Source organism: Thauera humireducens, from assembly GCF_001051995.2.
In the GTDB taxonomy this organism is placed as follows: domain Bacteria; phylum Pseudomonadota; class Gammaproteobacteria; order Burkholderiales; family Rhodocyclaceae; genus Thauera; species Thauera humireducens.
Genome location: NZ_CP014646.1, coordinates 2,579,285 through 2,605,330 on the forward strand (window position 1 = coordinate 2,579,285; position 26,046 = coordinate 2,605,330).

Sequence of the window (26,046 nt, forward strand, 5' to 3'; positions counted from 1 at the left end):
GCCTTCTTCATTGCGGACGGGCTCGCCTGACCCATTGTCTGGCCCATTGCGGAGACGAATGGGTCGGCTGGCACGTTCGTCACCTTCTGGAATCGTCCATGCACGCCCAGTCCGCTCACCAACTCACACCGCAGTCCTTCCACCTCTCGCGCCGACGCGCCCTGCAGGCCCTGGCGGCCAGCATCGCCGGCACCACCTTCCCTCGCCTCGTCCAGGCGAATCCGGGCGGAACCCACGCAGTCATCGGTGCAGCCTGGCGCGGTCCGCGCGAGCGTGACCCGAACTTCGCCGGCACCCTGGTCGCAGACTGGGAAGCGCGCAAGCTCGCCTTCGGCTATGCGGTGCCGCTACCGAGTCGGCCTCACGGCCTGATGGCCGAGCCCGGCGGCGGGCTGCTGGTGTGCAGTGCCCGGCCCGGCACCTGGATGCTGCGTTGCGATGCGCAGGGCAAGGTGGTGCAGCAGATCGACGTGCAGGAAGAAGGCATGTGCCGCCTGGGCGGCCATGTCATCGCCTCGGCGGATGGCGAGCGCCTGTACACCACCGAAACCGATTTCCGCAGCGGCAAGGGCAGGATCGGCGTGCGCGACCGCCGCAACCTGCGCAAGCTCGCCGAATGGGACACCCACGGTCTCGACCCGCACCAGCTGCTGCTCGACGCCCAGGGCCACCTGTTCGTCGCCAATGGCGGCATTCCGCGCACACTGAGCGACAAGAAGGTCGACCTCCACCGCATGGACGCCTCGCTCGTGCGCATCGACACCGCCAACGGCGCCCTGCTCGGTCACTGGCGCGTCGACGACCCACGGCTGAGCCTACGCCACATGGCCTGGAGCCGCCCGCCGCAGGATGGCGACGCCCTGCTTGGCATCGCCATGCAGGCCGAGCACGACCTCGAGGCCGACCGTCGTCGCGCCCCCATCCTGGCCGTGTTCGATGGCGACCACCTCAGCATCCCGACACAGGAGAACGACGGCATCGGCTACGCCGGCGACATCGCCCCGGCACTCCACGACGGCTTCGCGCTCTCCAGCCACCAGGCCGACGTCACCAACCTGTGGCACCCCGGCCTGCCCGAGAGGATGCGGCCCATCGTGCAGCTCAAGGCGTCCTATGCCTTGACCGGCTGGCACGGCCCGCAGGACGGCGGCGGCGTGCTGGTCGCCACCGCCTACGGACTGGGCCGCTGGCATCCGAGCGCCCCCGCCAACCTGCTCGCGTGGCCGGAGCCGATGGCGCTCGACAATCACTGGATTCTGATCGAGGAAGCCTGATCCGCCGGGTGCCAGAGCCTGCCGTCGGCGGCGCCCCGGCCCCTGCAAGGCATATCGAATGAACGACACCACAACGCCGCACGCGCCCCTGTCGCGGATTCCATCCGACATCCTGTGCGCACAGGACTACGAGGCCCTTGCCGCGCATTTCCTGCCGGCCACGCACCACGCCTACATCGCCGGCGGCAGCGGCTTCGAAGCCACGCTGCGCGCCAACCGCGAGGCCTTCGAACGCGTGCAGATCCTGCCGCGACTGCTGCGGGACGTTACCACAGGGCACACGCGCCTCACGCTCCTCGGCCAGTCCCTGCACCACCCCATCCTGCTTGCCCCACTGGCCTTTCAGGCGTTGGCTCACCCCCGGGGCGAACTCGACAGCGCACGCGCCGCGGAGGCGACCGACACTTGCCTGGTCGCGAGCACACTGTCGTCCTGGCCGCTGGAAGACATCGCAAGGGAAGGCTGCGTGGAGAAGTGGTTCCAGCTCTACTTCCAGCCCATGCGCGACAGCACGCTCGATCTCGTCCAGCGCGCCGAGGCTGCGGGCTACCGCGCACTCGTCGTAACCCTCGACGCGGCCGTGCAGCGTCCCAGCCTGCGCGCCCAGAGGGCAGGCTTCCGCATGCCCGACACGGTGCGTCCGGGCAACCTCATCCATCATGCAACGCCGCCACCAGTCGAACTCGAGCGCGGCCAGAGCCGCATCTTCCAGGGCCTGATGCGAGAGGCGCCGACCTGGGATGACCTCGACTGGCTGATGCGTCACACCCGCCTGCCGGTCATCGTCAAGGGCGTGCTGCGGGCCGACGACGCGCTGGCGCTGAAGGCGGCCGGGGTTGCGGGGATCATCGTCTCCAACCACGGCGGCCGCGCCCTCGACGGCGTGCCAGCCAGCCTCGACGCGCTGCCTGCCGTGCGCGCCGCGGTCGGTGCGGACTACCCCGTCCTGCTCGACAGCGGCGTCCGCGCCGGCAGCGACGTCTTCAAGGCGCTGGTGCTTGGCGCCGACGCGGTGCTGGTCGGGCGTCTGCAGGTCTTCGCCCTGGCCGTTGCCGGCGCGCTCGGTGTTGCTCACATGCTGAAGCTGCTGCGCGAAGAACTGGAGCTGTGCATGGCACTCGCCGGCTGCGCCACACTGCCGGAGATCACGGCGGACTGCGTCACCCACCGCCACGCCTGAAACTCAGTCCAAACCCTGTCCTGTACGCGATTCACATCATGCTCATTTCGATCGAGAAGGTCCTCACCAAGGATGAAGTCCGCCAGTTCCGCCAGCACCTCGACCAGGCGCAGTGGAAAGACGGGCTGAAGACCGCGGGCACGCTCGCCAGCCAGGTCAAGCGCAACCTGCAACTGGCAGACGGCTCGGATCTGGCCACCCGCCTCGGCAACCACATCCTGCGCAAGCTGGGGAGCCACCCGGAATTCATCTCCGCCGCCCTGCCGCAGCGCATCTACCCGCCCAAGTTCAACTGCTACCGCGGCGGCGGCACCTACGGCGCCCACGTCGACAGCGCCCTGATGACGGTGCCGGGCACCGACATTACCGTGCGTACGGACGTGTCGGCCACCCTGTTCCTCGCCGAGCCGGACGAGTACGAAGGCGGCGAACTGGAGATCGAAGGTCCGTTCGGCGTGCAGACGGTGAAGCTCGAGGCGGGCGACATGGTGCTCTACCCTTCGACCAGCCTGCATCGCGTCACGCCGGTCACACGCGGCGCGCGCATCGCCAGCTTCTTCTGGATTCAGAGCCTGGTGCAGGACGAAGGCGAACGCACGCTGCTGTACGATCTGGATCAATCCATCCGGGGTCTGACCGCCTCAGGACGCCAGGACGACCCCGACCTGCTGCGGCTCACCGGCGTGTATCACAATCTGCTGCGGCGCTGGGCGAAGCCCTGAATCAGGGCAGCTGGGCCACAAGCGCCCACTGTCCCCCGTCCTACGCCTCGCTGAGCACTTCCTCGCAGCCCGTCCCCGAATCCGGCCGGGGACCGACGAACACCGTGCCAAGGTAGCGAGCTGCAAGGCCATAGCCCAGCACCCAGGCGGCCACGCTCACCGCTTGCAGGCCGAGCACCGGCATCCCCGGCAGGCCGGATGCCGCGCGTGCCAGCGCGGCGGCCACCAGCCCGGCCGCGGCCACCAGCACCCAGGGCCGCAGATCGAGTTCATGGCCCGCATGCGTGCGTCCGGCGATGCACAGCACGCCGAAGATCGACACGCCCATCGCGCCGACCGTCAGCAGGTGCAGTCCCGCACTGGGGATCACCGGCGCGCCGAGCAGGGATAGGCCGATCAGCGCGTAACCCGCTGCCATGAGCCAATACACCGCGTAGAGCATGAAGGCCCAGCGCGACAGCAGGGCGCGGCCGACATGCCAGTCGTTCAGCAGGTTCAACACCGCCGCCGCGGCCGCCAGCGCCACCCAGCCGCCAATGACCGAGCCGGGCAGCACGAACTCGACCACGGTGTACAGTGCCACGCCGAAGATGGCGAGATTGCGCCGCGGGGGGCGCGCACGATAGTCGGGCAGCTCGTCGTCCTCAGCATGACGGCGGGACGTGCCGCCATTGCGGCGCAATCGCTCGGCATCCAGCGCATCGTTGACGATGCGCATCGAGATGCGGCTGAGCGCGACCACGATCAGCACCATCATCACGCCGACGCCGACCCGCACCCAGCGCATCGGATACGCGCCGCCGAGCGCATCGGCATGGAAGCCGGCCAGCGCGATCCACATCGCACCCAGCCCCCACAGGAAGGCGAGATGGCGCCGCTCGGGGTCGCGCCACAGCCGTGGCGCGACGATCGCAATCAGCGCACCTAGAAAACCCACGTTGAGCACCGCGGCCAGCACCGCCCCCGTCAGCCCCAGGGTTCCCGACAGCCAGAACGCCAGGCGTGCAGCCGTCCACAGCAGGAACATGCCGAGTGCGGTGCGACGACCGAAGGCGGGCGTGGCGGTGAACTCGGGCACCGCGGTCAGCAGGAAACCGGCCACCGCCGCGAGCCCGAAACCGAACATCAGCTCATGCGCATGCCACACCACCGCGCCGCCGGGCACGGCCGGCACGCCCAGCCCCGCAGCGAGAAAGCCCAGCCAGATCAGCAGCAGGAGCACCGCACACAGGGCGGTGGCGAGGAAGAAGGGGCGGAAGCCGCACATGAACAGCGGCCGTGCCGCGAGCCGGTCGAACAGCCGGCCGAACGGCTCGTGGTCGATGGGATGAAACATCGCTGCGTGCTCCTCAGCCGCCGCAACGCGCGCCACCGCGCGCGCTCAGTACCGGCTCGGCCGGCACGACCAGACGCAGACCCGACGCCGGACGCGCCGCCGCCCCGGTCTGCGGCGCGAGGCCGGCTGCAGGGGCCACCACGGCAGGCGGCAATCCGAAGCTCTCGCGCACCGCCGCCGTCTGCAGCAACTCGGCGGTATGGTGATAGACCCAGGCATCGTCGCGGGTCGCCGCAGGCTGGCCGAGCGCGAAGCGGCACACGATGCGCCCGGGCTCGGGCGCCATCACCAGGATCGCGTCCGACAGCCTCACCGCCTCCATCAGGTCGTGCGTGATCATCAATACCCCCATGCCGCGCTCCGCCTGCTGGGCCAGCAGCAGGCGGTAGAGCTCTTCCTTGAGGCCGACGTCGAGCGCCGAGAACGGCTCATCGAGCAGCAACAGATCGGGCGCCAGCACCAGCGCGCGCGCGAGCGCCACCCGGCTCTGCATGCCGCCCGACAACTGGTGCGGAAACTTGTCGAGGTCGCGATGCGCCAGACCCAGGCGCAGCGCCAGTTCGCGCGAGCGGAACTGCCGTTCGTCGCGCCCGACGCCGACTGCCTTGAGGCCGAGCGCGATGTTGTCGATTGCCGTCTTCCACGGCAACAGGCGCGGTTGCTGGAACATGAAGGCGGTGGTCCCAAAGCGGTTCGACACCTCGCCCTCCTGCACCGTCAGCAGGCCGGCCGCCAGGTGCAGCAAGGTGGTCTTGCCACAGCCCGAGGGACCCACCAGCGCCACCACCTCGCCCGCGCACACGCGAAAGTCGATGCCTGCCAGCACCTCGTCGCGCGCGAAGGCGTGCGACAGGCCACGGACGCGCAGTTCGCCGCTCATGCGCCCTGCTCCCGCCAGCGCTCCACCTCGCGCTTGACCGGCTCCAGCACCAGGTACTCGACGGCCAGCAGCAGGCCGACCACCGCGGCAATCCAGGCCATCGTGGCCGCCGTGTCGAGATGCGAGCGCGACACCGCCAGCGCTGCGCCCACACCGTCCTGGGTGGCAAGCAGTTCCGCCATCACCACCACCTTCCAGGCCGTGCCGAGCGCAGCGATCCAGGCCGGAAACAGGTAGGACACCACATGCGGCAGATAGACATCGAGGAACATCATGCGGCGCGGCAGGCGAAAGGCCTCGGCCATGCCGCGCAGCTGGTTGTCGAGCGTGCGCGTGCCCTGCAGCGCGCCGATGAAGATCACCGGAAAGGCGGCGACGAACACGGTGAACACCGGCGTGCCGTCGCTGGCGCCGAACCACAGCATCGCCAGCACCAGCCAGGCGATCGGCGGCGTGCCCATCAGCACGGTGACGAGCGGGCGCGACATCATGGACGCGGTCATCGACAGCCCGGCGACGAGACCGAGCACGCTGCCGCCCAGCACCGACAGGGCATAGCCCGAGAGCGCACGGCGTGCGGTGGCGGCGAGCTCCGGCCAGGCGGCGCCGCTGTCGATGAGGCCCCACAGCGTGGCGAAGGCCGAACGCGGATCGGGCATGACCAGCGGGCCGTAAACCAGACTGACCGCCTCCCAGGCGGCCAGCAGCAGGAACAGGCTGGCGATCGCCCCCCAGCCGCTCCACAGGTACGCAGGCAAACCGGCGAGCCAGGCACGCAGCAGGCTCATGGCTTTGCGGCTCCGCCATAGAAGCCGTCATCGGGCAGCCTGCCGCCGACCAGCGCCGGATTCTTCTTCACCAGCTGGCCGAACATGAACTCGAGTTCGGCGCGCGCGGCCTGCACCGGCACCGCGTCCATCTGGCTGACCGCGATCGAGTCGGCCACCGCCTCGGGCGTCAGCAGGTCGATGCGGGCGGCGACGCCACGGCCACAGGCCTCCGCGTTGGCCCGACACCAGGCCAGCGAGCGGGCGTATTCGGCCTCGATGCGTGCAACCACGTCCGGACGCTCGCGCAACGCCCCCATCACCGCGATGCCGGCCTGCGGGATGCGCGTGGCGCGTGCGAACACCCGGCCCCACTCCTGCTGAAGGTCCACACTGCGATGCAGCTCCGGCGCAATGACGCTGATCGGAAAGGAGCCCGTCTTGCGCAGCGCCATCGACACCGCCGGCTCAGCCAGCAGCGCATGATCGACGCGACGCATCACCAGCAACTGCATCGCGTCGATCGGGCTGGCGACGTAGCGCAGGCTCAGGTCCTTGCGGACGTCCAGGCCCTGCTGCTCGGCGAGCAACTGGAACACAATGTCCGGCATGTCGCCGCGGAAGGGCATCGCCAGTTCCTTGCCGCGCAGGTCGGCAAGCGACTTGAGCGCCGGGTCGCGCGACACCAGCCACAGCACGCCCCAGGTCGACACATTGAGCATCCGCAGCTTCGCGCCGCGGTTGTAGAGGTTGGCGGCAACGTTGGTCGGCATCGCCAGGACGTCGGCACGGCCGTCGAGCGCCATCACGCGCAACTGGTCGGGGTCGCGCCAGGGCACGAACTCGACAACCTCGGCAACGTCGGCCAGCGCACCGGAGTCGACCATGTGGATCAGCGGATTCGACACCGCCGCCGACGGGCCCGCAAGCGTCAGCCTGGGCAGCTTCTGCGCGTCGGCGGTGCCGGTCACGATCAGGAATGCGAGCACCACGCACGCGTGCAACAGGATCCGGCTCCAGCCGGGCAAGGGTGGGCGTGGTGCCTGCATGTCAGAAACTCCCGGAAAGACTCAAGGTGATGCCGCGGCCCGGCGCCGCCAGCTCCTGGCCCGACACGCCATCGGTCAGGTGCTCGTGGTAGCGCTTGTCGGCAAGGTTGTGCAGGCCGACGGCCAGCGTGGCCGCGTCGAAGGCGCCGACCGTGCCGAAACGCCAACCCAGTTCGGCGTCGGCGGTGACGAAGCCGGAGGTCGCGTCCTCGGTGCCATTGGAGAACTTCGTCGCGATGCGATCCTGATCGGCCACCGCGCGCAGCTGCGCGCGCCAGTAGAAGCCGCGCTCGGCCGGCTGGCCGATGCCCAGCGTCAGCTCGGGTGCCGGCGTCTGGTACAGCGGCTCGTCGTCCTGATGGTTCTTGCCACGCAGCCAGGTGAAGCCGGCATCGGCGACGTAGGCGCCCACTGGCGCGCTGAGACTGCCTTCGACGCCGTAGATCGTGACCTTGTCGAGGTTCTCGGTGCGCTTGAGCGGCAGTCCCGTGCCCGGATGGGACGCACCGGTGATGCGTCCGGCGATGTAGTCGTCAATCCGCGTGTAGAAGGCCGCCAGCTGGTAGTTCAGCCCGGCACCTGCGCCCTTGAGGCCGAGTTCGAAGCTGGTCGAGACCTCCGGGTCGAGTTGCGGGTTGCCGACGTGGTAGTAGCCGTCGCCACGCGCCGAATCCTCGAAGCGCTCACGCATGTCCGCGGCGCGGTAGGCGCGGCCGACGTTGGCGTAGACGTTGAGATTGTCGGTCAGCGGATGGACCGCCCCGAGCGACCACGACAGGTTGTTGTCCGTGCTGTCCAGGCCGGTCGTCTGGGCCGACGGCCCCGTCCCCTTCTGCGCCGCGTCACCGCTGACGCGGTCGTAGCGCAGTCCGGCAACGATGCGGGTGGCGCCAAGCGCGAACTCGTCCTGCACGAACACGCCCACCGCCTCGATCTCGCCATCCGAGAACGGATCGTTGCGCACGTTGTTGTTGAAGAACGGCGCGTTGTTGTCCATGTAGCGCTCGGGATCGCCCTTCATGCGCCAGGTTTCGGCCCCGACCGTCAGCAGATGATCCCCGCCGACCGGGAACACGTACCTGGCGCGCGCGCCGTCGGTCGTGAAGGAGACGTCGTTGCGCACGTAGTCGCGACCGAGGTTTTCGCCGCGGGCACGGATCTGGCGGAACACTTCCTGGCGATAGATCTCGGCCGACAACTGCCCTTCGCCGAGCTTCGCATCGACGCCCAGTTCGTAGAGCTCGCGGCGCTGCTCGGGCGAATGGATGGTCGCCACGCCGAGCGGACGCGGAATGCCCGCGCCGGTGCGGGCCGAGCCCGGATACCACACGTCCTCGTCCTCATGACGCTGCAGATTCAGACGCAGGCTGACATCGTCGGTCAGGCGATGACGATACTTGGCCAGCAGGGTGTCGGACTGGTAGCCAGTCCGGTCCTCGCGCCCGTCGGGGCTGCGGTAGTCATCCACGTCGCGCCCGGCCACACCCAGCACCAGCGCGTGATCGGCGTTCGAACGCTGCACCAGCAGCGCACCGGCCACGCCCTTGTCGACACTGCTGAAGCGCACGCCGGCACGGCCGCCCATGCGCTCCTCCGCGGTAAAGGCGGCCTCGGGCGTGAGCAGGTTGACGACCCCGCCCATCGCACCGCTGCCATGCAGCACCGAGCCCGGCCCCTTGACGACCTCGACACGGTCGAGCAGCCCGAGATCCATGAAGGACGCGATCGCCCCCTGAGGCTGGGCCGAGTTCACACGCAGACCATCGACCATGACGACGACGCTCTCCTTCTTGAGACCGCGCAGCACCGGGTTCTGTCCCCAGGCACCGTCGGACTGGGCCGCCAGCCCCGGCTTGCCTCGCAACAGATCACCGACGACCGTGGCGCCCGCCGTGGCCGGACGCAGGACCTCGATCGCCTGAGGTGTCTCCTGCACGTCGGCGGCGTAGCCTTTGGCGGTCACAACCTGCTCGTCGAGCACGGTTTCACCTGCGGCGAGCAGGGATGGTGCGAACGAGACACCCAGCAGTGCCAACGCCATTGCGCGCATGCGCAGTTCCATAAACAACTCCATCGAGTAGTCGAGCTGGCTGGCGACGGCTGGCTTGCCCGGGATGATTCGGATCAGGTGAGACAACTTTACTTAAACGCGAATCATTCCTATTTGATTTCAATCAAATCTGCATGCGCTCGCTTGCCGAAATCACTTCTTGAATCTCGGGCAGCCCTTGCAGGGCTTGTCCTTCTTGCAGCACTTCTTGCTCATCAGGATCTCCAGAACGGTCCCGCCCCAGGCCGGAACCGTCTCAGTGCGAAACGCGCGAGGCTTCAACCGCTGGCTGTTCGCTCAGCAAGGCATACGCACGCCAGTCCTCCACGAGGCTGGACGCGCACTCGCGCACCTCGGCGGCAATGCGCTGATCGGCGCCGATCACCTGCAGATGATCGACAATGGCCCGTGCAAGCGCGGGGGACTGCCGCGCCGGAAAGCGCGACAGCAGCTGAAGCACGGCAGCCAGCGCCAGCTCGGGTCGCGTACCGTAGTGCGGCGCCGACTCGCGCGAGGCACTGAAGTCCTGGCCGCAGCAGGGAGGCAGGCCGCTCACAGCCGCACCGCGTAGTATTCGACGACCTGCTGGACGTCGACCGGGAACGGGACCTCGTCGGGCGAGGGCGTGCGCGTGACGCTGGCAGCGAAGGCTGCTTCGTCAATGCTCAGCCACTCCGGCCGCGTCAGTGCAGGCTCGCCGATCGTCTCGACGACGAAGGGAATTCGGCGGCCACGCTCGGTGAGCTGAATGCGGTCGCCCGGCTTGATGCGGATCGAGGGGATATTCACCGAGCGGCCGTTGAGCAGCACGTGCTTGTGGCGCACGAGCTGGCGCGCCGCCACCGCAGTGGGGGCGAAACCGGCGCGGAACACGAAGTTGTCCAGACGGCGCTCGAGCAGTTCGAGCAGCTTGTCGCCGGTCGGCCCGCGGTCGCGCTTGGCCTCGCGGAACAGGCGCTGGATCTGCTTTTCGCCGAGGCCGTAGTTGAAGCGCAGCTTCTGTTTCTCGATCAGCTGCACGCCGAAGCCCGACTTGCGCTTCGGCCGCTGGCCGTGCTGGCCCGGCGGGTAGTTGCGCTCACCGAGCGGCTTGCGCGACAGGCCGGGCAGTTCGGCGCCGAGCGCACGCATCACTTTCAGACGGGGGCCGGTGTAACGGGACAAGATGATCTCCTTCGATCAGTTCGGGAATGAAGCGGTTGAAACGCAGCTGCGCGAAGAGCGCGAGCGAAGCCGACTCGAAGTCGAGGCATCGCCGACTGCATTCGCGCAGCCGAGATGTCGCGGATGGGATATCGCCTGGTCGAGTTGTTCGCACGATGTCATCAGCTCCTGATCCAGGGCGCTGGCGTCAAGGCAACGCAGCAGCAAGCCCGCCCGGTGCGCAGCACGGGGACAGCCGGTATCGAGGTAGCGCGACACGTGCATCAGCACGCCGGTCAGCAGACGGGTCTGCTCGAGGGTCGAATCCCTTGCCATGGAACACCTCTCTTATTTGCGAATGATTCGCAATATCATCGATGCACTGTGGCTTGTCAACACGTGATGAAAGATCGCGCCCCGCCTTCGCTGCCCGCCGACGGATCGAATGCCGGTGCGCACTCGGACCGAGCACGAAACTTGAGATAGATCATGAAGCAATTAATGAGATCCGTTATCATTAACGATATCTGCTACCTCGGCCTCCTCTGCCCCTACCATGCACCACGCTGCCTCGCTTGCCACACCCTCCGGCGCCCTGCGCACCCTGGCCCTCGTCGGCCACCCCAATGTCGGCAAGTCGGTGCTGTTCCACCGCCTCACCGGCACCTACGTCACGGTGTCGAACTACCCCGGCACCACGGTCGAGGTGTCGCGTGCCGCGCCGCGCTTCCACCGCGAGGCCTCGCTGCTCGACACCCCGGGCGTGCTTGCCCTGCCCTCGCGCAGCGACGACGAGCGCGCGACCATGCGCGCGCTGCTCAATGAGGACATGCGCACGCTGATCCAGGTCGGCGACGCCAAAAATCTGCGCCGCACACTGAATCTGACCGCCCTGCTCGCCGAACTGGGCGTACCGATGGTGATGGCGCTGAACATGACCGATGAAGCGAAGGCACGCGGCGTGAAGGTCGACGCTGCCGCACTGGCCGAGGCCCTCGGCGTGCCGGTCGTCGCCACGGTGGCCACCGGCGGCGAAGGCGTCGCCGCCCTGACCGACGCCCTGCAGCGCGCCGCCGCGCCCGCTCCGCTGCTGCGCTACGACCCGGTGCTGGAGCGCGACATCGTGCGCATCGAACAGCTGATCCTCGGCACCTGCCCGCATCCGCGCCTGGCCGCGCGCGGGCTGGCCATCCTCGCCATCGGCCGTGACCCCGAGGTCGAGGCCTGGCTGGCAGCGCAGCCCGGCAGCGAGCCGCTGCGGGCGGCGCTGGCCGAACTCACCGCCGCCATCGGTCGCGACTCGCTGCCCGCCCGCCTCGCGCGCGAGCGCGGCGGCGCGGCCGAAGCCCTCGCACGCACCGTCACCCAGCAGGCCGGCGGCAAGGACCGCACGCTGTCGATGCTGCTCGGCCGCGTCGCAGTGCACCGCCTGTGGGGCTGGCCGATGCTGCTCGGCGTGCTCTATGCGGTCTATCTCTTCGTCGGCGACTTCGGCGCCAGTACGCTGGTCGGGCTGCTGGAAGAGGACTTCTTCGGCGAAGTGCTGAACCCGGCGGTGACGGACTTCGTGCGCAGCCACGTTTCCACGCCCTGGCTCGCCGACCTCTTTGTCGGCGAGTACGGCCTGTGGACGATGGGCATGACCTACGCGCTGGCGCTGATCCTGCCGATCGTCACCACCTTCTTCCTCGCCTTCGGCGTGCTGGAGGACTCCGGCTACTTCTCGCGCCTGTCGGTGATCGCCAACCGCATGTTCGCCGCCATCGGCCTCAACGGCCGCGCAGTGCTGCCGATGGTGCTCGGCCTGGGCTGCGTGACCATGGCCACGCTCACCACCCGCATCCTGCACACCCCGCGCGAACGCCTCATCACCATCTACCTGATGGCACTGGCGATTCCCTGCTCGGCGCAGCTGGGCGTGGTGCTCGGCCTGCTGGGCGGCATTTCCTTCGGCGCCACGGTGATCTGGGTCGCGGCGATCGTCCTGGTGCTGCTGTTCACCGGCTGGCTGGCGAGCAAGGTCGTGCCCGGCCGGCGCGTGCCGCTGATCACCGAGCTGCCGCCGATGCGCATGCCGGTGCTGGGCAATGTACTGAAGAAGACCGGCGGACGGCTCAAGTGGTACCTGATCGAGGTCATCCCGCTGTTCCTGATCGGTACGCTGATCATGTTCGTGCTCGACCGCAGCGGCGCGCTGCCGTGGATCATCGAGGCCGGCAAGCCGCTGGTGGTAGGCTGGCTGGGCCTGCCGCCCGAGGCCAGCGCCGCCTTCGTCATGGGCTTCCTGCGCCGCGACTTCGGCGCCAGCGGTCTGTTCGCGCTCCAGGGCGAGCTGTCGATGGTGCAGGCGGTGGTGGGCATGGTGACGATCACCCTGTTCGTGCCCTGCATTGCGAGCCTGATGATGATCGTCAAGGAACAGGGGATGAAGGTCGCCGCGCTGATGCTGGCGATGATCATCCCCACCGCCTTCCTCGTCGGCGGCCTGCTCAACCACGGCCTGCGGCTGTTCTTCTGAAGGAGGCCGACACATGAACGCCAACCGCACGCCCACCCACGAACGCATCCGCCTCACCGGCACGCCGCTCGGCCGCATGGTCCGCATCACCGATTTCGGCGACGAGATCGACCCGCTGCAGCGCGAGCAGCTGCACGCCTACGGCCTGTCGGCGGCGCAGGCCGTCAAGGTGCTGCAGCAGACGCCGATGACCGTGCTGCTGTGCGAGCACGTCGAACTCGCCATCGAACACGCAGTGGCCCACGAAATCTGGGCAGAACCCACCTGAGTGATCGGAGCGGCTACGCTGAGACAGACCCTGTTCGCGGCATAGCCGCTCCCACCAGACAGAAACCAAGGTTCATCGCCACAAAGCGGAGGCCCGCGCTCAGCTCCAGCTCACCGTCGCCGCCAGCAGGTAACCCGCGCCATACACCGTCTTGATGAACTTGCCGCTGTGCCCGCCCTGCTCGAAGCGTTTGCGCAGGCGCGACACGCGCAGGTCGATGCTGCGGTCGAGCGCACTGACATCGCGCCCCGACAGTAGTTGCTCACGCGACAGAATCTGGTTGGGGCGCTCGAGAAAAGCCGTCAGCAGTTGAGACTCGGCCAGGCTGAGCGTGTCTTCGACCCCGTCGGGCGAGACCAGGCGATGGGTGGCGCACTCGAAACGCCAACCGGCGAAGGCCGCCACCCGCAAGCTGCTGTCGTCAATCTGCGGCTCGGGCTGGTAGCGGCGCAGGATGCTGCGCACGCGGGCGATCAGTTCGCGCGGCTCGAACGGCTTGACCACGTAGTCGTCGGCGCCCAGCTCCAGCCCCATCACCCGGTCGTAGGTGTCGACGCGGCCGGTGGCGATCAGCAGCCCGAAACGGTAGCGGTTGCGCAACTGCTGCAGCACCTCCATGCCATCCATGTCGGGCAGGCCGAGGTCGAGGATCGCCAGATCCGGCGCCTGCGCCCGCAACTGTCGCAGAAAGTCGCCACCTGACGAAAAGACGGCATGGCGATAGCCGAACCGTTCGAGCGTGCCGGTGATCAGGCGCGCCACATTGGCATCGTCCTCGACGACATGAATGAGGCCCTGTGCTTTGTCGTTCAATCCCCTTCCCCCGGATGGTCAGGTGATCGCCGCGTGCAGGACCTCGACCAGACGCTCTTGGGTGAATGGCTTGTCCAGCATCGGCACATCGGCATCCTCGCGGCCCGTCTCCGTCCGCTCGGCATAGCCGCTCATCAGCACCACCGGCAGTTCAGGCCGGAAACGGCGCACAAAGCGCGCCAAGGCACGCCCATCCATACCACCCGGCATGACGATGTCCGACAGCACCAGTGCGATCGCGGGGATATTTTCAATCATGTCAGCGGCTTCGTGGCCACTTTCGGCCTCGAGGACTGCGCAGCCCAGGGACGACAACTGCTTTCGCACCACTTCGCGCACCTTGTCATCGTCCTCGACGAGCATCACCAGGCGTCCGTCCAGCCGCTTGGCCGGCTGAGCCTCGGCCGCCTGCGACACGGGGCGGAGCAAGGTCGAACGTGGGGCACACGGCAGCAACAGGGACACCGTCGTTCCCACCGCCTGCCGGCTACGGATCCGCACACCGCCACCCGACTGCTTGATGAAGCCATACACCATCGCCATGCCCAGCCCGCTGCCGAGGCCGAACTTCTTGGTCGTGAAGAAAGGCTCGAACACATGCGTCAGGGTCGCGCTGTCCATGCCGGTGCCGTTGTCGCTGACCGCAATCTGCACGTAGCAGCCCGACGCCAGTTCGAGATCGGCGGCGACGGCGCCGTCGATGCAGTCGAGCGAACACTCGATGCGCAGTTCGCCACCGTTGGGCATGACATCGCGTGCATTCAGCGCCAGATTGAGCAGGGCGCTTTCGAGTTGATTGGGGTCGACCAGCGCATGCAACTCCACATCGCGCGACGCGGTGGCGATATTGATGGTGTTGGGCAAGGAGCGTCGGATCAACCGTGCCATGCCGAGCACCAACTCATTGACCTCGACCACCATCGGCACGATCGGCTGCTGGCGTGAGAAGGCGAGCAGCCGACGGACCAAGCCGGCGCCCCCTTCGGCCGCAGCCATCGCAGGTTCGACGTATTCGGCCGCTATGGCGGCGGCCTCGGGGTGGTCAGCCAGCGCCTCGGCGAGCCCCTGGAGATTGCCCATCACGACCGTCAACATGTTGTTGAAGTCGTGCGCCAGTCCGCCCGTGAGCTGTCCGATGGCCTCCATCTTCTGCGCCTGTGCCAGGGCACTTTGCGTGCGACGCTGCTCGGTGATGTCGACCGCGTGCACGTAGCACCCCACCACCTCCCCTTCGGGGCTGAAATCCGGCACCAAGGTGCTGCGCGCATACAACGCGCTGCCGTCACGGCCGGGCATGCTGTACTCGTAACTCACTTCTTCCCCTGCCAGAGCGCGTCGAACCTTGTCCTCGACCTGGTCGAATACATGCTGGCCGATCACTTCCAGGATGGAACGATCCTTCATGCCTTCGCTCGTCGTGCCGAACCACTGTGCATAACGCCTGTTGCCGTAGCGGAACACCCAGTCGTGGTCGAAGTAGCCCACATGGGCCGGGATGGTATCGGTAATCTGGCGCAAGCGCAGCTCGCTATGGCTGAAGCGCTCCTCGCCCGACAGGTTTTGATCCCGACTCATCGTTGCCGCAGCTCCACATCAACCCGCTGTCGCAGGTCCAAAACATTCGATTCTATGCCCGCACCACGCCAGGAAAAGCGTCGGACAAGATTGAGTACATTCCCGCATAATTACCGACAAGATTTTTTGTCATTCTTCATACTCGACGGTGCGGGTATGGAGATTCAATCTGCGTAAGCCCGTCCGATCGTCAACCTGTTGTACCTCTGGGAGTGGAGAAGGATGTCGAAAACTGCATACGAACAAGGACTGGACAAGAATCCGGCGAACTACGTCTCACTGTCGCCGCTAAGCTTCATCGAGCGCACAGCGATGGTTTACCCCAATCGCGCCAGCGTCGTGCATGGCCCACGCACCTACACCTGGGGCGAAACTTACGCCCGCTGCCGCCGCCTGGCGAGCGCGCTGGTCGCCCACGGCGTCGGCAAGGGCGACACCGTGGCGGTGATGCTGCCCAACGTACCGTCGATGTTCGAGGCCCACTTCGGTGTGCCCATGACCGGCGCCGTGCTCAACACGCTCAACACCCGCCTGGATGCCGAAGCCATCGCCTTCATGCTCAAGCATGGCGAAGCCAAGGTGCTGATCACCGACCCCGAGTTCGCTGCGGTGGTCCGTCCCGCACTCGAACTGCTTGATGGCGACAAGCCGCTGGTCATCGACGCCCTCGATGACGAATATCCCGGCACCGAGCGTGTCGGCACCCTGCTGTACGAAGACTTCATCGCCGGTGGCAACCCCGAATTCAAGTGGAGCCTGCCTGCCGACGAATGGGATGCGATCGCGCTCAACTACACCTCCGGCACCACCGGCAACCCGAAAGGCGTGGTGTACCACCACCGCGGCGCCTATCTGAACGCAGCCTCCAACATCATCAGCTGGGGCATGCCGCAGCACTCGGTGTATCTGTGGACGCTGCCGATGTTCCACTGCAACGGCTGGTGCTTCCCGTGGACCATGGCCGCCAACGCCGGCGTCAATGTCTGCCTGCGCAAGGTCGATCCGGCACTGATCTTCGAGCTCATCCGCAGCCAGAAGGTCACCCACATGTGCGGCGCGCCCATTGTGTACGGCATGCTGATCAACGCCCCGGACGGCCTGCGCGCCGGCATCGAGCACAGCGTCGCCGGTCTCATTGCCGGTGCCGCACCGCCCGCCGCGATCATTGAAGGCGCAGAGCGCATCGGTTTCGACATCACCCACGTCTATGGCCTGACCGAAACCTATGGCCCGGCCTCCGTATGTGCCAAGCATCCTGAATGGAACGACCTTCCGATCGACCGCCGCGCCGAGCGCAATGGCCGCCAGGGTGTGCGCTACCACATGCAGGAAGCGATCACCGTGCTCGACCCGATGACGATGGAGCCGGTACCCGCCGATGGCGAGACCATGGGCGAGATCATGTTCCGCGGCAACCTGGTCATGAAGGGCTATCTGAAGAACGAGAAGGCCACCGACGAAGCCTTTGCCGGCGGCTGGTTCCACACCGGCGACCTGGCGGTGATGCACCCGGACGGCTATGTCAAGATCAAGGACCGCTCCAAGGACGTGATCATCTCCGGCGGCGAAAACATCTCCTCGCTGGAAGTGGAGGAAGTCCTCTACCGTCACCCCGCGGTGATGACCGCCGCTGTCGTCGCCAAGCCGGACGAAAAGTGGGGCGAAGTGCCCGCGGCCTACATCGAGGTCAAGGACGGCGCCGGTGTCACCGCCGACGACATCATCGCTCACTGCCGCGAGCACCTGGCGCGCTACAAAGTGCCCAAGCACATCGAGTTCTGCGTCCTGCCCAAAACCTCCACCGGCAAGATCCAGAAGTTCGCGCTGCGCGAAATGGCCAAGTCGGCCTCGGCGATCGAGTAATTCCCTAGCACGTCCCTTTCCAAGCCCTTCCCCGCCTGACCGGCCCGCTGTCGCGAGACACGGGCCGGAGGGGTGGCTTTTACCCAAAAAAACAACAACCCCCGGAGTTCAACATGGCTATCCAACGCCAACACGGTGCCGAGCACCCATACTGGCCGCTTGGCCCCTTCAAGGTCCGCCTGCCCTTCATCCATTACCGTTGGGAATACCCGGAGATGGTGCAGGGTCTGTTCATGTTCGTGGTCAGCCTCGGCATGATCCCGCTGCTGATGAAGTACCTCGGCATGCCCTATGAGGCCGCGCTGGCCTTCTGCGTGGTGGCCGGCATCGGCTACCTGCTACCGGCGCTGTTCGGCGTTCCGCTCGTGCCAGGCTGGATTACCCCGGCGATACCGGTCGTGCTGCTGTTCCTGCAGAACTTCGAACCCGGCCCGGAGGCAGTCAAGGCGATGTTCGCACTGCAGCTGGAAGTGTTCATCATCTTCCTGTTCCTCGGTCTCACCGGCCTCGGCAACAAGCTGGTCACGGTGATCCCCAATTCGCTCAAGAGCGGAATCATCATCGGCGCAGGCATCGCGGCGATGATGGGCGAGCTCAAGACCGGCGGCCGCATCGACAACACACCGATCTCGCTGCTGATCGGGTCGATCGTCTCGGCCTACATCCTGTTCTCGCTGTCCTTCAAGCACATCGTCGAGACCAACAAGATCGCCAAGACGATCTCGAACTTCGGCATGATCCCGGGCATGTTCATTGCCATGATCCTGGGCTGGATCGTCGGCGAGTACCCGCTGCCCGACATCGAATGGGGCATCACCCAGCCCGATTTCGGCGGCATGATGAATTACCTCGTGTTCAACACCGGGATGCCGAGCGCGGACATGTTCCTGCTCGCGATTCCGACCGCGATCATCGCGTACGTGATCGCTTTCGGCGACATTCTGGTCGGCTTCACGCTGTGCAAGCGCGTCGACCACCTCCGGCCGGATGAAAAGATCGAGCTCGACGTCACCCGCGTGCACCTCGTGACCGCGATGCGCAACGGCCTGCACGCCGTCCTCGCCCCCTGGCCCGGCCTCGCCGGCCCGCTATGGACCGCAGCCCACGCCACCGTCGCCGAGCGTTACGCTCTGGGCCGCAAGGCGATGGACTCGATCTACTCCGGCGGCGGCACCTTCTGGGTCACCGGCCTGATCGCCGTGTTCATCCTGCCGCTGGTATCGGTGTTCAAGCCGGTGCTGCCAATCGCGCTTTCGCTCACGCTCGTGCTGACCGCCTACATCTGCATCATGGTGGGCATGGAAGAGCTCAAGAACTCGACCGAGCGTGGCGTGGCCGGCATCGTCGCGGTGACGCTGGCGATGCCCGACCCGAAGGCCACCGTATACGCGGTGGTGATCGGCTTGGTGCTGTACTGGCTGATCGAGCGCCCGAACGCGGCACAACGCGCCAAGACCGATCTGTCGATCATCGGCGATAACACCGCGGCCATCGAGGCCGGCGACGAGCACGGCGTGGCGCAGAAGCGCTGACCTGCGCAGCGCCCACGGCGAACCTCAAGGGTTCGCCGTCAAGCCGAACAGCTGGGGGCTGGGTTGGTAGCGAACGCTACCAACCCAGCCCCTTTCTCATCAGCAACAGCAAGCCCATGCCCAGCAGGAAGGGCAGCCAGGGATTGCGCCAGCGCAGCGCCACCGCGATGACCACCAGGCCGGCGGCCAGCTTGGGATTGAAGGGCGACACCTCGCCGCCATCGATCAGCAGGTCGGGCATCACCAGCGCGGACAGTGCCGCGGCCGGCGCGTAGCGCAGCGCGCGCTGCAGGGCCGGCGGCAGGCGTCCCTTCTCACCGAGCAGGATGAAGCTGCCGCGGGTCAGGATCGTGGTCGACCCGATTGCCAGCAGCGTGAGCCACAGCCAGATGCCCTCGCTCATCGTGGCGCCCTCCCGGACAGCGCCCGCTCGGCGAAGAACCCCGCGGCAATTCCGAGCGCGATGCCCACAATCAGGCCCAGGCGCAGCGGCAGGTCCCGCAGCAATACCGCCCCCAGGCCGCCCACCAGCGCTGCCAGCCACATCGGCCTCGCGCGCAGCATCGGGATCACCATCACCATCAACGCAATCGTGGTCATGAACTCGAGTGACCAGTCGCGCGGCATCACCCCGGCACCGAGCACGCCCACCAGCGTGCAGCACTGCCACATCAGCCAGGAATAGACTGACGGCGCAATGTAATAGCCCCAGCGCCATTGCGCATCATCCGACCGGGTGAGCTTCTCGGCGCCCACGGCGAAGAGGCCATCCACCAGCAGGTAGCTGGAGGCCAGCCGGCGCATGAAGGGATGACCGTGAAAGACTGGCGCGAGCGCGGCACTGAAGATGATGAAGCGCAGGTTGAGCACCATCGCGGTGACGAAGATCAGCCACAGCGGTGCGCCGCTGGCAATCAACGGCAGCGTGCCCAGTTGCGCGGTGCCGGCATAGACCAGCACGTTCATGCCCATCGCCTCGAGCGGCGACAAGCCGATCGAGCGCATCGCGATGCCGGTCACCATGGCCCAGGGCAGGAGCCCGACCGACAGCGGCAGAAAGTCGCGCAGCCCCTCGCGGGCGCCGCGCCGAAAAGCGGATTCCATTCGGCTGAGATCGCAAAAGCGGCCAAGCATAGCAGCCAAAGCCGAAAGGACTCAGCTTCCCGGACTGCGTGCCTGCATCAGAAGCCGAATGATTCGCCTGCACCCAGCAGTGTCGCCCCCCCCAGCACCGCAAAGATCGCTGCCGCGACGCCGTGCACCAGCCGCACCGGCATGCGCTGCGCGATGCGATCGCCCAGCAGCACCGCCGGCACGTTGGCAATCATCATGCCCAGCGTCGTCCCGGCCACCACCGCCAGCAGGGCCTGGTACTGCGCCGCGAGCGCCACCGTGGCGACCTGCGTCTTGTCGCCCATCTCCGCGAGGAAGAAGGCCACCACCGTGGCACCGAACACCCCGAGGCGCGGCAGGCGTGTGTCATCCGCGTCGAGCTTGTCGGGTATCAGCGTCCACACCGCCATCGCGAGGAAGGACAGGCCCAGCACCCAGCGCAGGGTTTGCGGTCCCATCAGCGTCGTCAGCCAGGTGCCGACCGCAGCCGCAAAGGCGTGGTTGGCGAGCGTTGCAACGAGGATGCCAGCGACGATCGGCCAGGGACGGCGGAACTTGGCGGCGAGGATGAAGGCGAGCAGCTGGGTCTTGTCGCCGATCTCGGCGAGCGCGACGATGCTGGTGGAGACGAGGAAGGCGTCCATTCGATTCGATCGCTGGCCGGAAGAGCACGATGACCCTGCGCCACCCCGGCCATCAATGGCGGCGGCAGGGTCAAAGGTCTTGCCAGATTCGTGAACCCGTGCGCACCACGGCCGGACGGCCGAGCATGTTGACGCGCACCCCTCCAGAACGCCGGAAGGCGGCTACTCCCCAATGACGGCGCGGATTCTAGCCGAGAGGGGCACCACGGTCAAAGCCAGCCGTCCCCTCGTCACCCCCAGCCTGGCATCAGGCCGTACGGCGCTGCATCGACATGCGATACACGAGCGGAATCGCGAACAGCGTCAGCAGGGTCGAGAAGCCGAGCCCCCACACGATGCTGGCCGCGACCGGCCCCCACATCAGCGATTTGCCCCCCAGGCCCACCGCCAGCGAGAACAGGCCGCCGATGGTGGTCGTGGAGGTGATCAGGATCGGCACCACGCGCCGCCGTGCGGCGTAGATGACCGCGTGCTGCACGCTCATGCCCGCCTCGCGCCGCTCGTTGGCCGCGTCGATCAGCACGATGGCCGAATTCACCGCGATGCCGGTGAGCGCGATCACACCGTACAGCGTATAGAGCGACAAGGGATTGCCCGAGACCAGCAGGCCGAGCACGACCCCGGTGAAAGCCAGCGGCACCGTGACCAGGATCATCAACGGCTGCCAGTAGCTGCGGAACTGCGCCGCCAGGATCAGGTAGATCAGGCCCACGCCGAGCGAGAACAGGCGGGTCATTGAATCCAGGCTCTCATTGATGTCCTCGAGTTCGCCCGAGAAATCGAGCTCCACGTCGGGAAAGCGCGGCTGCAGCCCGACCCAGGCAGCCTTGAGGCGATCGTTCGCCGTGACCGTGTCGATGAGCTCGCGATCGAGATCGCCCTCCACCGTGATCGCGCGCGTGAGCTGGTAGTGGCGGATGTAGCCCTTCGACAGGCGCAACTCGTGATCCACGAGTTCGCCAAGCGCCACGCTGCGCCAGCCGCTCTCGTCCCCGATCGGCACGCGCCGCTGCAGCAGCTCGGTGACATCGACGAAGGCCTCCGGTCGCGCGCGCACCACGACTTCGATCTTCTCGCCGGCGTCACGCGTGGTGCCGACGACCTCGCCCTCGCCGTACAGGCGCAACAGGCGCGACACTTCGTCCGGGCCCACGCCGGCGCGTGCGAGCTTCTCGCGGTTGAGCACCAGGCGCATCTCGTTGCGGCCGGGCACGTCGTCGTCGGTGATGTCCTTCACGCCCGGCAGCTTCGCCACCTCGGCCAGCAATGCGTCAGCCGCCGCGCGCAGCTGCGGATAGTCATCGGACTTCACCTTGATGCTGATGGGCTTCGCCGTCGGCGGCCCGCCCTTCATCTCGAGGAAGGACAGGCGCGCCTCACCCCCCAGCGCCTCGATCTGCGGACGCAGCGCGGCGATGATCTCGCCGGTGTTGCGCCCGTCGTCCGGGCGCGGCAGCAGCGACACCAGCACCTGCGCGTACTGGTCGCCATAGACCGGCTCGGTGTCGGTGAACTTGAGGCCCGCATATGCGGTCACGGCGCGCATCTCGCTGGTCGGCAACTCGCGCTCCACGACCCGGGCGACACGCTCGGCCTCGGCCAGCGAACGCTCGAGCGTCACCCCTGCCGGCATGTCGACGCTGACGTAGAACAGGCGCATCGAATCGAAGGCGAAGAACTCCATGCGGACGAGGCCGGTGGCGATCGCGCCGCCCGCCGCCGCCATCACGAGCACGAGGGCCGCCAGCCCGGATCTGGGCCGGCGCATCACCGCGACCAGCAAGCGCGCGTACTTGACCCGCAGGGCATGGGTGAGGCGCTCGCGCACCGGCTGCAGGCGGCTGCGGCGGCCGTCGAGCCCCAGCGTCATGATGTGCGTCGGCAGGATCCAGTAGGCTTCGAGCAGGCTGACCATCAGGCCCACCGTGACCACGAAGGGGACGATGAACATGAAGTCGCCGAGGATGCCCGGCAGCAGCATCAATGGCAGGAAGGCCGCGATCGTCGTCAGCACCGACGACAGCACCGGCAGGCCGACCTCGGCCATGCCGCTGATGACGGCCTCGCGCGCCGTCTCGCCACGCTGCAGGCGGTAGTAGATCGCCTCGACGATCACCACCGCGTCGTCGACCAGCATGCCGAGTGCGATCACCACCCCGAGCAGCACCGTCAGGTTGAGCGTGGTGCCGATGAGACCGACGGCGATGAAGGTGCCCGCGAGCGCGAACGGCACGCCCAGACCGACCAGCAACGCGAGTCGCGAGCCGAGGAAGATCCAGCACATGCCGAGCACGGCGAAAAAGCCGAACACGGCATTCGACTCCATGATCGAGATGGCGTTGCGCGTGGCGTGGGTCTGGTCGTCCACCAGGCTGAGACGCATGCCCTGCGGGCCGAGCAGCACGTTGCGCGCATCGGCGAAGGCCTGCAGGCGCTCGACCAGTTGCAGCGTGTTGGTGCGCGCCTGCTTGGTGATCGAGAGCATGACCGCCGGCTGGCCGTTGTAGCTGACGAGTTGCGCAGAGCGCTCGTGGCCGCGCGCAACGGTCGCGACCTCGTCGAGCGCGACGCGCCCTCGGGGCGTCACGATCGCCGCCTGCGCCAGCAGCTCAGGGTCCGCCGTCTTGCCTTCGAGCCGCGCCAGCCATTCGCGGTCCTGCACGCGCACGCGCCCGCCCAGGGTGTTGCGAAACCAGGCGCCGACGCCATCCGACAGCTGGATCGGCGACACCCCGGCGGCCTCGAGCCGCGCCGGGTCGAAATCCACATGCAGCTCGGGATCGTCGAACCCGGCCGCGATGACCTCGTCGACGCCCGCCAGGCCCTCGAGGTCCTTCTTCAGCGCGAAGGCCTGCGCCCGCAGCGTCTCCCCCGCCGCGCCGTGGAGCACCAGCACTGCCGTCGGAAAACCGTTCGAGCTGGTGATCTCCAGCACCTCGGGGTCGGTCGCCTCGACCGGCAGCTCGGCCGAAGCCTTGTTCTGGATCTCGCGCCGCAGGTCGTTCACGCGCTTGTCGAACTCGCGCTCGGACAGTTCCTCGAAGCGCACCAGGATCGAGGACACGGTCTCGCGGCTCGACGAGGAGACGAAGCGGATGTCCTTGACCTGCTTGATCGCATCCTCGAGCGGCCCGGTCAGCTCGCGCTCGACGTCCTCGGCCGAGGCGCCGGGCAGCGTGGTGATGATGCTGACCCAGTTGAAGTTGATCTCGGGGTCCTGCGCGCGCGGCAGCGTCAGGTAGGTGACGATGCCGCCCAGCAGCACGACCAGGAAGGCAATGTTGGCGAGGGGGTGATTGTCGATCAGCCGCCCATAGAGCCCTTTCATTGCGCGCCCCGCGGCGGCAGGTTGAAACGGCCCTCGTCGACGATGCGCGTGGCCGGCGGCCAGTCGACCGTCACCGGCCGGCCGGCCTGCGCCTGCGGCAGCACGACGAAGACCGTTACGCCTTCACGCTCGACCCAGGCACCGAGCGCACCGTCGCGCTGCTGCACGTAGGCGGGCGGCAACTGCGGCGCCGTACTGCGCCAGCGCAGCTCGCCCCCCAGCCCCGGCGGCAGCGGCCGCGCCGAGTCGAGAATGACTTCACGCGCCTGCCCGGCGGCATCCAGCAGCGGCGAGATCCGCCGCAGGCGAACGGCATGGGTTGTCCCGCCCGCCACCAGGCTGAGGCCTTCTGCCGCTTGCAGGCTCTCGATCTGCGCTGCCGGCACGCGGGCGCGGATCTCGGCGTCAGCACTGGCGGCCAGCACGACGAGCGGCGTACCGACGACGGCCAGATCCCCCACGGCCGCACTGCGCTCGCGCACCACGCCGTCGTAGGGCGCGCGGATCACGCAGCGCGCCAGCGCAAGCTCTGCGCTGGCCAGCGCCGCGCGGGCCGCATCGCGTTCGGCCACGAGTACGCCGAGTTCGGTCTCGCGGATGCGCAGGCCATCGGCGCTGATGAAGCCACGCCCGGAAAGCGAACGTGCCTGATCGAGTTGGGCGCGCGCCAGCTGGATGCGGTTGTCGACCAGGTTCAGCTGGGCGCGGGCACGCTGCACCTCGAGGCGATAGCTGGCATCGTCGAGCCGCACGAGTTCCTCGCCGCGCCGCACCTGCTCGCCCTCGCGCACGGGCATGGCGACGATACGTGCGCCAACCTCTGCCGCCAGGCGTGCCTCGTCGCGCGCAACCACGGTCGCCAGGGCGCGGAATTCGGGATAGACGGCCACCTCGGACAGCGGACGCGTGGTCCATTGCGCCGCGGCGGACGCCAGCGGCCACAGGAGAAGCAGCAGAATCAGTGTTCGCATGGTGTGGCTCACAAAGTTCGTTCACCGGCACCGGATGCAGCGCGGCGGCGCTCAGTTCTCGTCGATGACGTGAAACGCGAGTGTGGGCGCGGTGAAGTCGTCAGGCTGCGCGCCAAGCCCGATTTCGCCCTCGCCGTAAAGAGTACAGCTATCCCGCCTCAGGAACACCGGCGCGGGCGAGCTTGCAAAGCGCACCCAGCTGCCATTGCTGCTGAAGTCGGTCAGTACGCATTGTCCGCCGGTCCATTCGATGCGGGCATGGCGACGCGAGACGCGCTGATCGTCCACCGCAAAGCCGACGCCTTCGCCACGGCCGATGATCAGCGGACCATCGTCGGGATGCAATGCGAGATGCTGGTCGAGACGATGGATGTCCAGGCGCTGCACGGCCCGCGGACCATCCATCAGTTGCTGCAGGTCGAGCATGGACGTGACGGTGGTCTCGGCCGTACGCGCCCAGTCGATACGCCACACGCGCATCGGCTCGGCCTTGCCCTTGATCGTGATGCGGTCGAGGCTCTGGCAGGCCAGGCGCTGGGCATCGGCCAGGCAGGCGAAGACCGATTCGCCGATCAGCGTCTCGCCCGCCTGGGCGCGATCGCTGAGACGGGCCGCAACATTGACCGCATCGCCATAGCAGTCGCCATCGTGCTCCACGATCGGGCCGCGCTCGATGCCGGTCTTGATGCCGAGCGCGCCGCCGCTCGGCAAGCTCTGCGCCTGTTCCTTGAGGACGTCCCGCATGCGGGCGGCAGCTTCGACCGCCGCGATGGTGTCGTCGAACAGGACGAGCACACCATCACCCAGATACTTGACGAGCTGGCCGCCGGCCTGGACGAGATGGCGACCGAGCGTGTGCGTGCAACGGGTGACGATGCGGGTCGCGACCACGTTGCCTGCCGTCTCGAAAAGACCGGTGCTACCCGTCAGGTCGGCAAATACCACGGTCCTTACCGATTGCTTCACACGTCTCCCCGTCATGGATCTCGAACCCCTCGCCCACCGCACACCCTCGCATGG

At 67.3% G+C, this 26,046-nt stretch carries 23 protein-coding genes and 1 riboswitch; of the genes, 7 read left to right on the plus strand and 16 right to left on the minus strand.

What is annotated here, in order from left to right; all coding sequences use genetic code 11:
- Nucleotides 1-98 precede the first annotated feature (98 nt).
- The 3 genes from AC731_RS12100 to AC731_RS12110 are packed head-to-tail and all read left to right on the plus strand — an operon-like array spanning nucleotide 99 to nucleotide 3,176.
- A complete protein-coding gene (locus AC731_RS12100; protein WP_048706370.1) occupies nucleotides 99-1,274 on the plus strand; it encodes a DUF1513 domain-containing protein in 1,176 nt (391 codons plus the stop codon).
- Nucleotides 1,275-1,332: 58 nt separating this feature from the next.
- Nucleotides 1,333-2,454: an alpha-hydroxy acid oxidase gene (locus tag AC731_RS12105; RefSeq protein ID WP_048706372.1), complete on the plus strand. Its 1,122-nt coding sequence runs from the start codon at nucleotides 1,333-1,335 to the stop codon at nucleotides 2,452-2,454.
- A gap of 38 nt (nucleotides 2,455-2,492) precedes the next feature.
- Nucleotides 2,493-3,176 carry a Fe2+-dependent dioxygenase gene (locus AC731_RS12110; RefSeq protein ID WP_048706375.1) on the plus strand — a complete coding sequence of 228 codons (684 nt, stop codon included), beginning with the start codon at nucleotides 2,493-2,495 and terminating at the stop codon, nucleotides 3,174-3,176.
- A gap of 40 nt (nucleotides 3,177-3,216) precedes the next feature.
- Here the strand turns inward: AC731_RS12110 and AC731_RS12115 are convergent, their stop codons facing one another.
- The 8 genes from AC731_RS12115 to AC731_RS12150 all read right to left on the minus strand — a co-directional run bounded on the left by AC731_RS12115 (nucleotide 3,217) and on the right by AC731_RS12150 (nucleotide 10,737).
- A complete protein-coding gene (locus AC731_RS12115) occupies nucleotides 3,217-4,512 on the minus strand; it encodes an NnrS family protein (RefSeq protein ID WP_237266527.1) in 1,296 nt (431 codons plus the stop codon).
- Nucleotides 4,513-4,525: 13 nt separating this feature from the next.
- On the minus strand, nucleotides 4,526-5,392 hold the full coding sequence (locus AC731_RS12120; protein ID WP_048706378.1) for an ABC transporter ATP-binding protein: 867 nt from the start codon (nucleotides 5,390-5,392) through the stop codon (nucleotides 4,526-4,528).
- The gene (locus AC731_RS12125; protein ID WP_048706380.1) at nucleotides 5,389-6,180 is read right to left on the minus strand and encodes an ABC transporter permease; all 792 of its coding nucleotides are present in this window, start codon (nucleotides 6,178-6,180) and stop codon (nucleotides 5,389-5,391) included. The genes AC731_RS12120 and AC731_RS12125 overlap by 4 nt, the downstream gene beginning before the upstream one ends.
- Nucleotides 6,177-7,208, minus strand: coding sequence for an ABC transporter substrate-binding protein (locus tag AC731_RS12130; protein ID WP_048706383.1), 1,032 nt, complete (start codon nucleotides 7,206-7,208; stop codon nucleotides 6,177-6,179). The genes AC731_RS12125 and AC731_RS12130 overlap by 4 nt, the downstream gene beginning before the upstream one ends.
- A gap of 1 nt (nucleotide 7,209) precedes the next feature.
- The gene (locus AC731_RS12135; protein WP_048706385.1) at nucleotides 7,210-9,270 is read right to left on the minus strand and encodes a TonB-dependent receptor plug domain-containing protein; all 2,061 of its coding nucleotides are present in this window, start codon (nucleotides 9,268-9,270) and stop codon (nucleotides 7,210-7,212) included.
- Between the two features lie 244 nt (nucleotides 9,271-9,514).
- On the minus strand, nucleotides 9,515-9,814 hold the full coding sequence (locus AC731_RS12140; RefSeq protein WP_004292424.1) for a hypothetical protein: 300 nt from the start codon (nucleotides 9,812-9,814) through the stop codon (nucleotides 9,515-9,517).
- Nucleotides 9,811-10,422 carry a 30S ribosomal protein S4 gene (gene rpsD / locus AC731_RS12145; protein WP_048706391.1) on the minus strand — a complete coding sequence of 204 codons (612 nt, stop codon included), beginning with the start codon at nucleotides 10,420-10,422 and terminating at the stop codon, nucleotides 9,811-9,813. Before rpsD ends, AC731_RS12140 begins: the two co-directional genes overlap by 4 nt.
- A gap of 15 nt (nucleotides 10,423-10,437) precedes the next feature.
- A complete protein-coding gene (locus AC731_RS12150; RefSeq protein WP_048706393.1) occupies nucleotides 10,438-10,737 on the minus strand; it encodes a hypothetical protein in 300 nt (99 codons plus the stop codon).
- A gap of 220 nt (nucleotides 10,738-10,957) precedes the next feature.
- On the opposite strand from AC731_RS12150, the gene feoB reads away from it, so the two are divergent.
- Together feoB and AC731_RS12160 are read left to right on the plus strand one after the other, a co-directional pair.
- Nucleotides 10,958-12,919, plus strand: a complete 1,962-nt coding sequence (feoB, locus tag AC731_RS12155; protein WP_048706397.1) for a ferrous iron transport protein B — start codon at nucleotides 10,958-10,960, stop codon at nucleotides 12,917-12,919.
- 13 nt (nucleotides 12,920-12,932) lie between these two features.
- Nucleotides 12,933-13,187 carry a ferrous iron transport protein A gene (locus tag AC731_RS12160; protein ID WP_048706401.1) on the plus strand — a complete coding sequence of 85 codons (255 nt, stop codon included), beginning with the start codon at nucleotides 12,933-12,935 and terminating at the stop codon, nucleotides 13,185-13,187.
- 99 nt (nucleotides 13,188-13,286) lie between these two features.
- Here the strand turns inward: AC731_RS12160 and AC731_RS12165 are convergent, their stop codons facing one another.
- Both AC731_RS12165 and AC731_RS12170 read right to left on the minus strand, forming a co-directional pair.
- A complete protein-coding gene (locus AC731_RS12165; RefSeq protein WP_048706404.1) occupies nucleotides 13,287-14,000 on the minus strand; it encodes a response regulator transcription factor in 714 nt (237 codons plus the stop codon).
- A gap of 18 nt (nucleotides 14,001-14,018) precedes the next feature.
- On the minus strand, nucleotides 14,019-15,575 hold the full coding sequence (locus tag AC731_RS12170; protein WP_048706406.1) for an ATP-binding protein: 1,557 nt from the start codon (nucleotides 15,573-15,575) through the stop codon (nucleotides 14,019-14,021).
- A gap of 222 nt (nucleotides 15,576-15,797) precedes the next feature.
- Here AC731_RS12170 and AC731_RS12175 point away from each other — a divergent pair, with 222 nt between their 5' ends.
- Nucleotides 15,798-17,438, plus strand: a complete 1,641-nt coding sequence (locus AC731_RS12175) for an acyl-CoA synthetase (protein WP_048706409.1) — start codon at nucleotides 15,798-15,800, stop codon at nucleotides 17,436-17,438.
- Nucleotides 17,439-17,551: 113 nt separating this feature from the next.
- Complete coding sequence (locus AC731_RS12180) at nucleotides 17,552-18,970, plus strand: solute carrier family 23 protein (RefSeq protein ID WP_004264454.1); 1,419 nt, start codon at nucleotides 17,552-17,554, stop codon at nucleotides 18,968-18,970.
- 76 nt (nucleotides 18,971-19,046) lie between these two features.
- Here AC731_RS12180 and AC731_RS12185 read toward each other — a convergent pair whose 3' ends face one another.
- The 6 genes from AC731_RS12185 to AC731_RS12210 all read right to left on the minus strand — a co-directional run bounded on the left by AC731_RS12185 (nucleotide 19,047) and on the right by AC731_RS12210 (nucleotide 25,992).
- On the minus strand, nucleotides 19,047-19,373 hold the full coding sequence (locus tag AC731_RS12185; protein ID WP_004264457.1) for an AzlD domain-containing protein: 327 nt from the start codon (nucleotides 19,371-19,373) through the stop codon (nucleotides 19,047-19,049).
- Entirely contained in the window at nucleotides 19,370-20,074 is a 705-nt protein-coding gene (locus AC731_RS12190; RefSeq protein ID WP_048706415.1) for an AzlC family ABC transporter permease, read from the minus strand. Before AC731_RS12190 ends, AC731_RS12185 begins: the two co-directional genes overlap by 4 nt.
- Before the next feature lie 77 nt (nucleotides 20,075-20,151).
- On the minus strand, nucleotides 20,152-20,727 hold the full coding sequence (locus AC731_RS12195; protein ID WP_048706417.1) for a TMEM165/GDT1 family protein: 576 nt from the start codon (nucleotides 20,725-20,727) through the stop codon (nucleotides 20,152-20,154).
- Between the two features lie 7 nt (nucleotides 20,728-20,734).
- Nucleotides 20,735-20,918, minus strand: a riboswitch (yybP-ykoY riboswitch).
- Between the two features lie 56 nt (nucleotides 20,919-20,974).
- Entirely contained in the window at nucleotides 20,975-24,055 is a 3,081-nt protein-coding gene (locus AC731_RS12200; protein WP_048706419.1) for an efflux RND transporter permease subunit, read from the minus strand.
- Entirely contained in the window at nucleotides 24,052-25,026 is a 975-nt protein-coding gene (locus tag AC731_RS12205; RefSeq protein ID WP_048706421.1) for an efflux RND transporter periplasmic adaptor subunit, read from the minus strand. The genes AC731_RS12200 and AC731_RS12205 overlap by 4 nt, the downstream gene beginning before the upstream one ends.
- A 51-nt stretch (nucleotides 25,027-25,077) precedes the next feature.
- Nucleotides 25,078-25,992: an adenylate/guanylate cyclase domain-containing protein gene (locus AC731_RS12210; protein ID WP_038012182.1), complete on the minus strand. Its 915-nt coding sequence runs from the start codon at nucleotides 25,990-25,992 to the stop codon at nucleotides 25,078-25,080.
- Nucleotides 25,993-26,046: the final 54 nt, after the last annotated feature.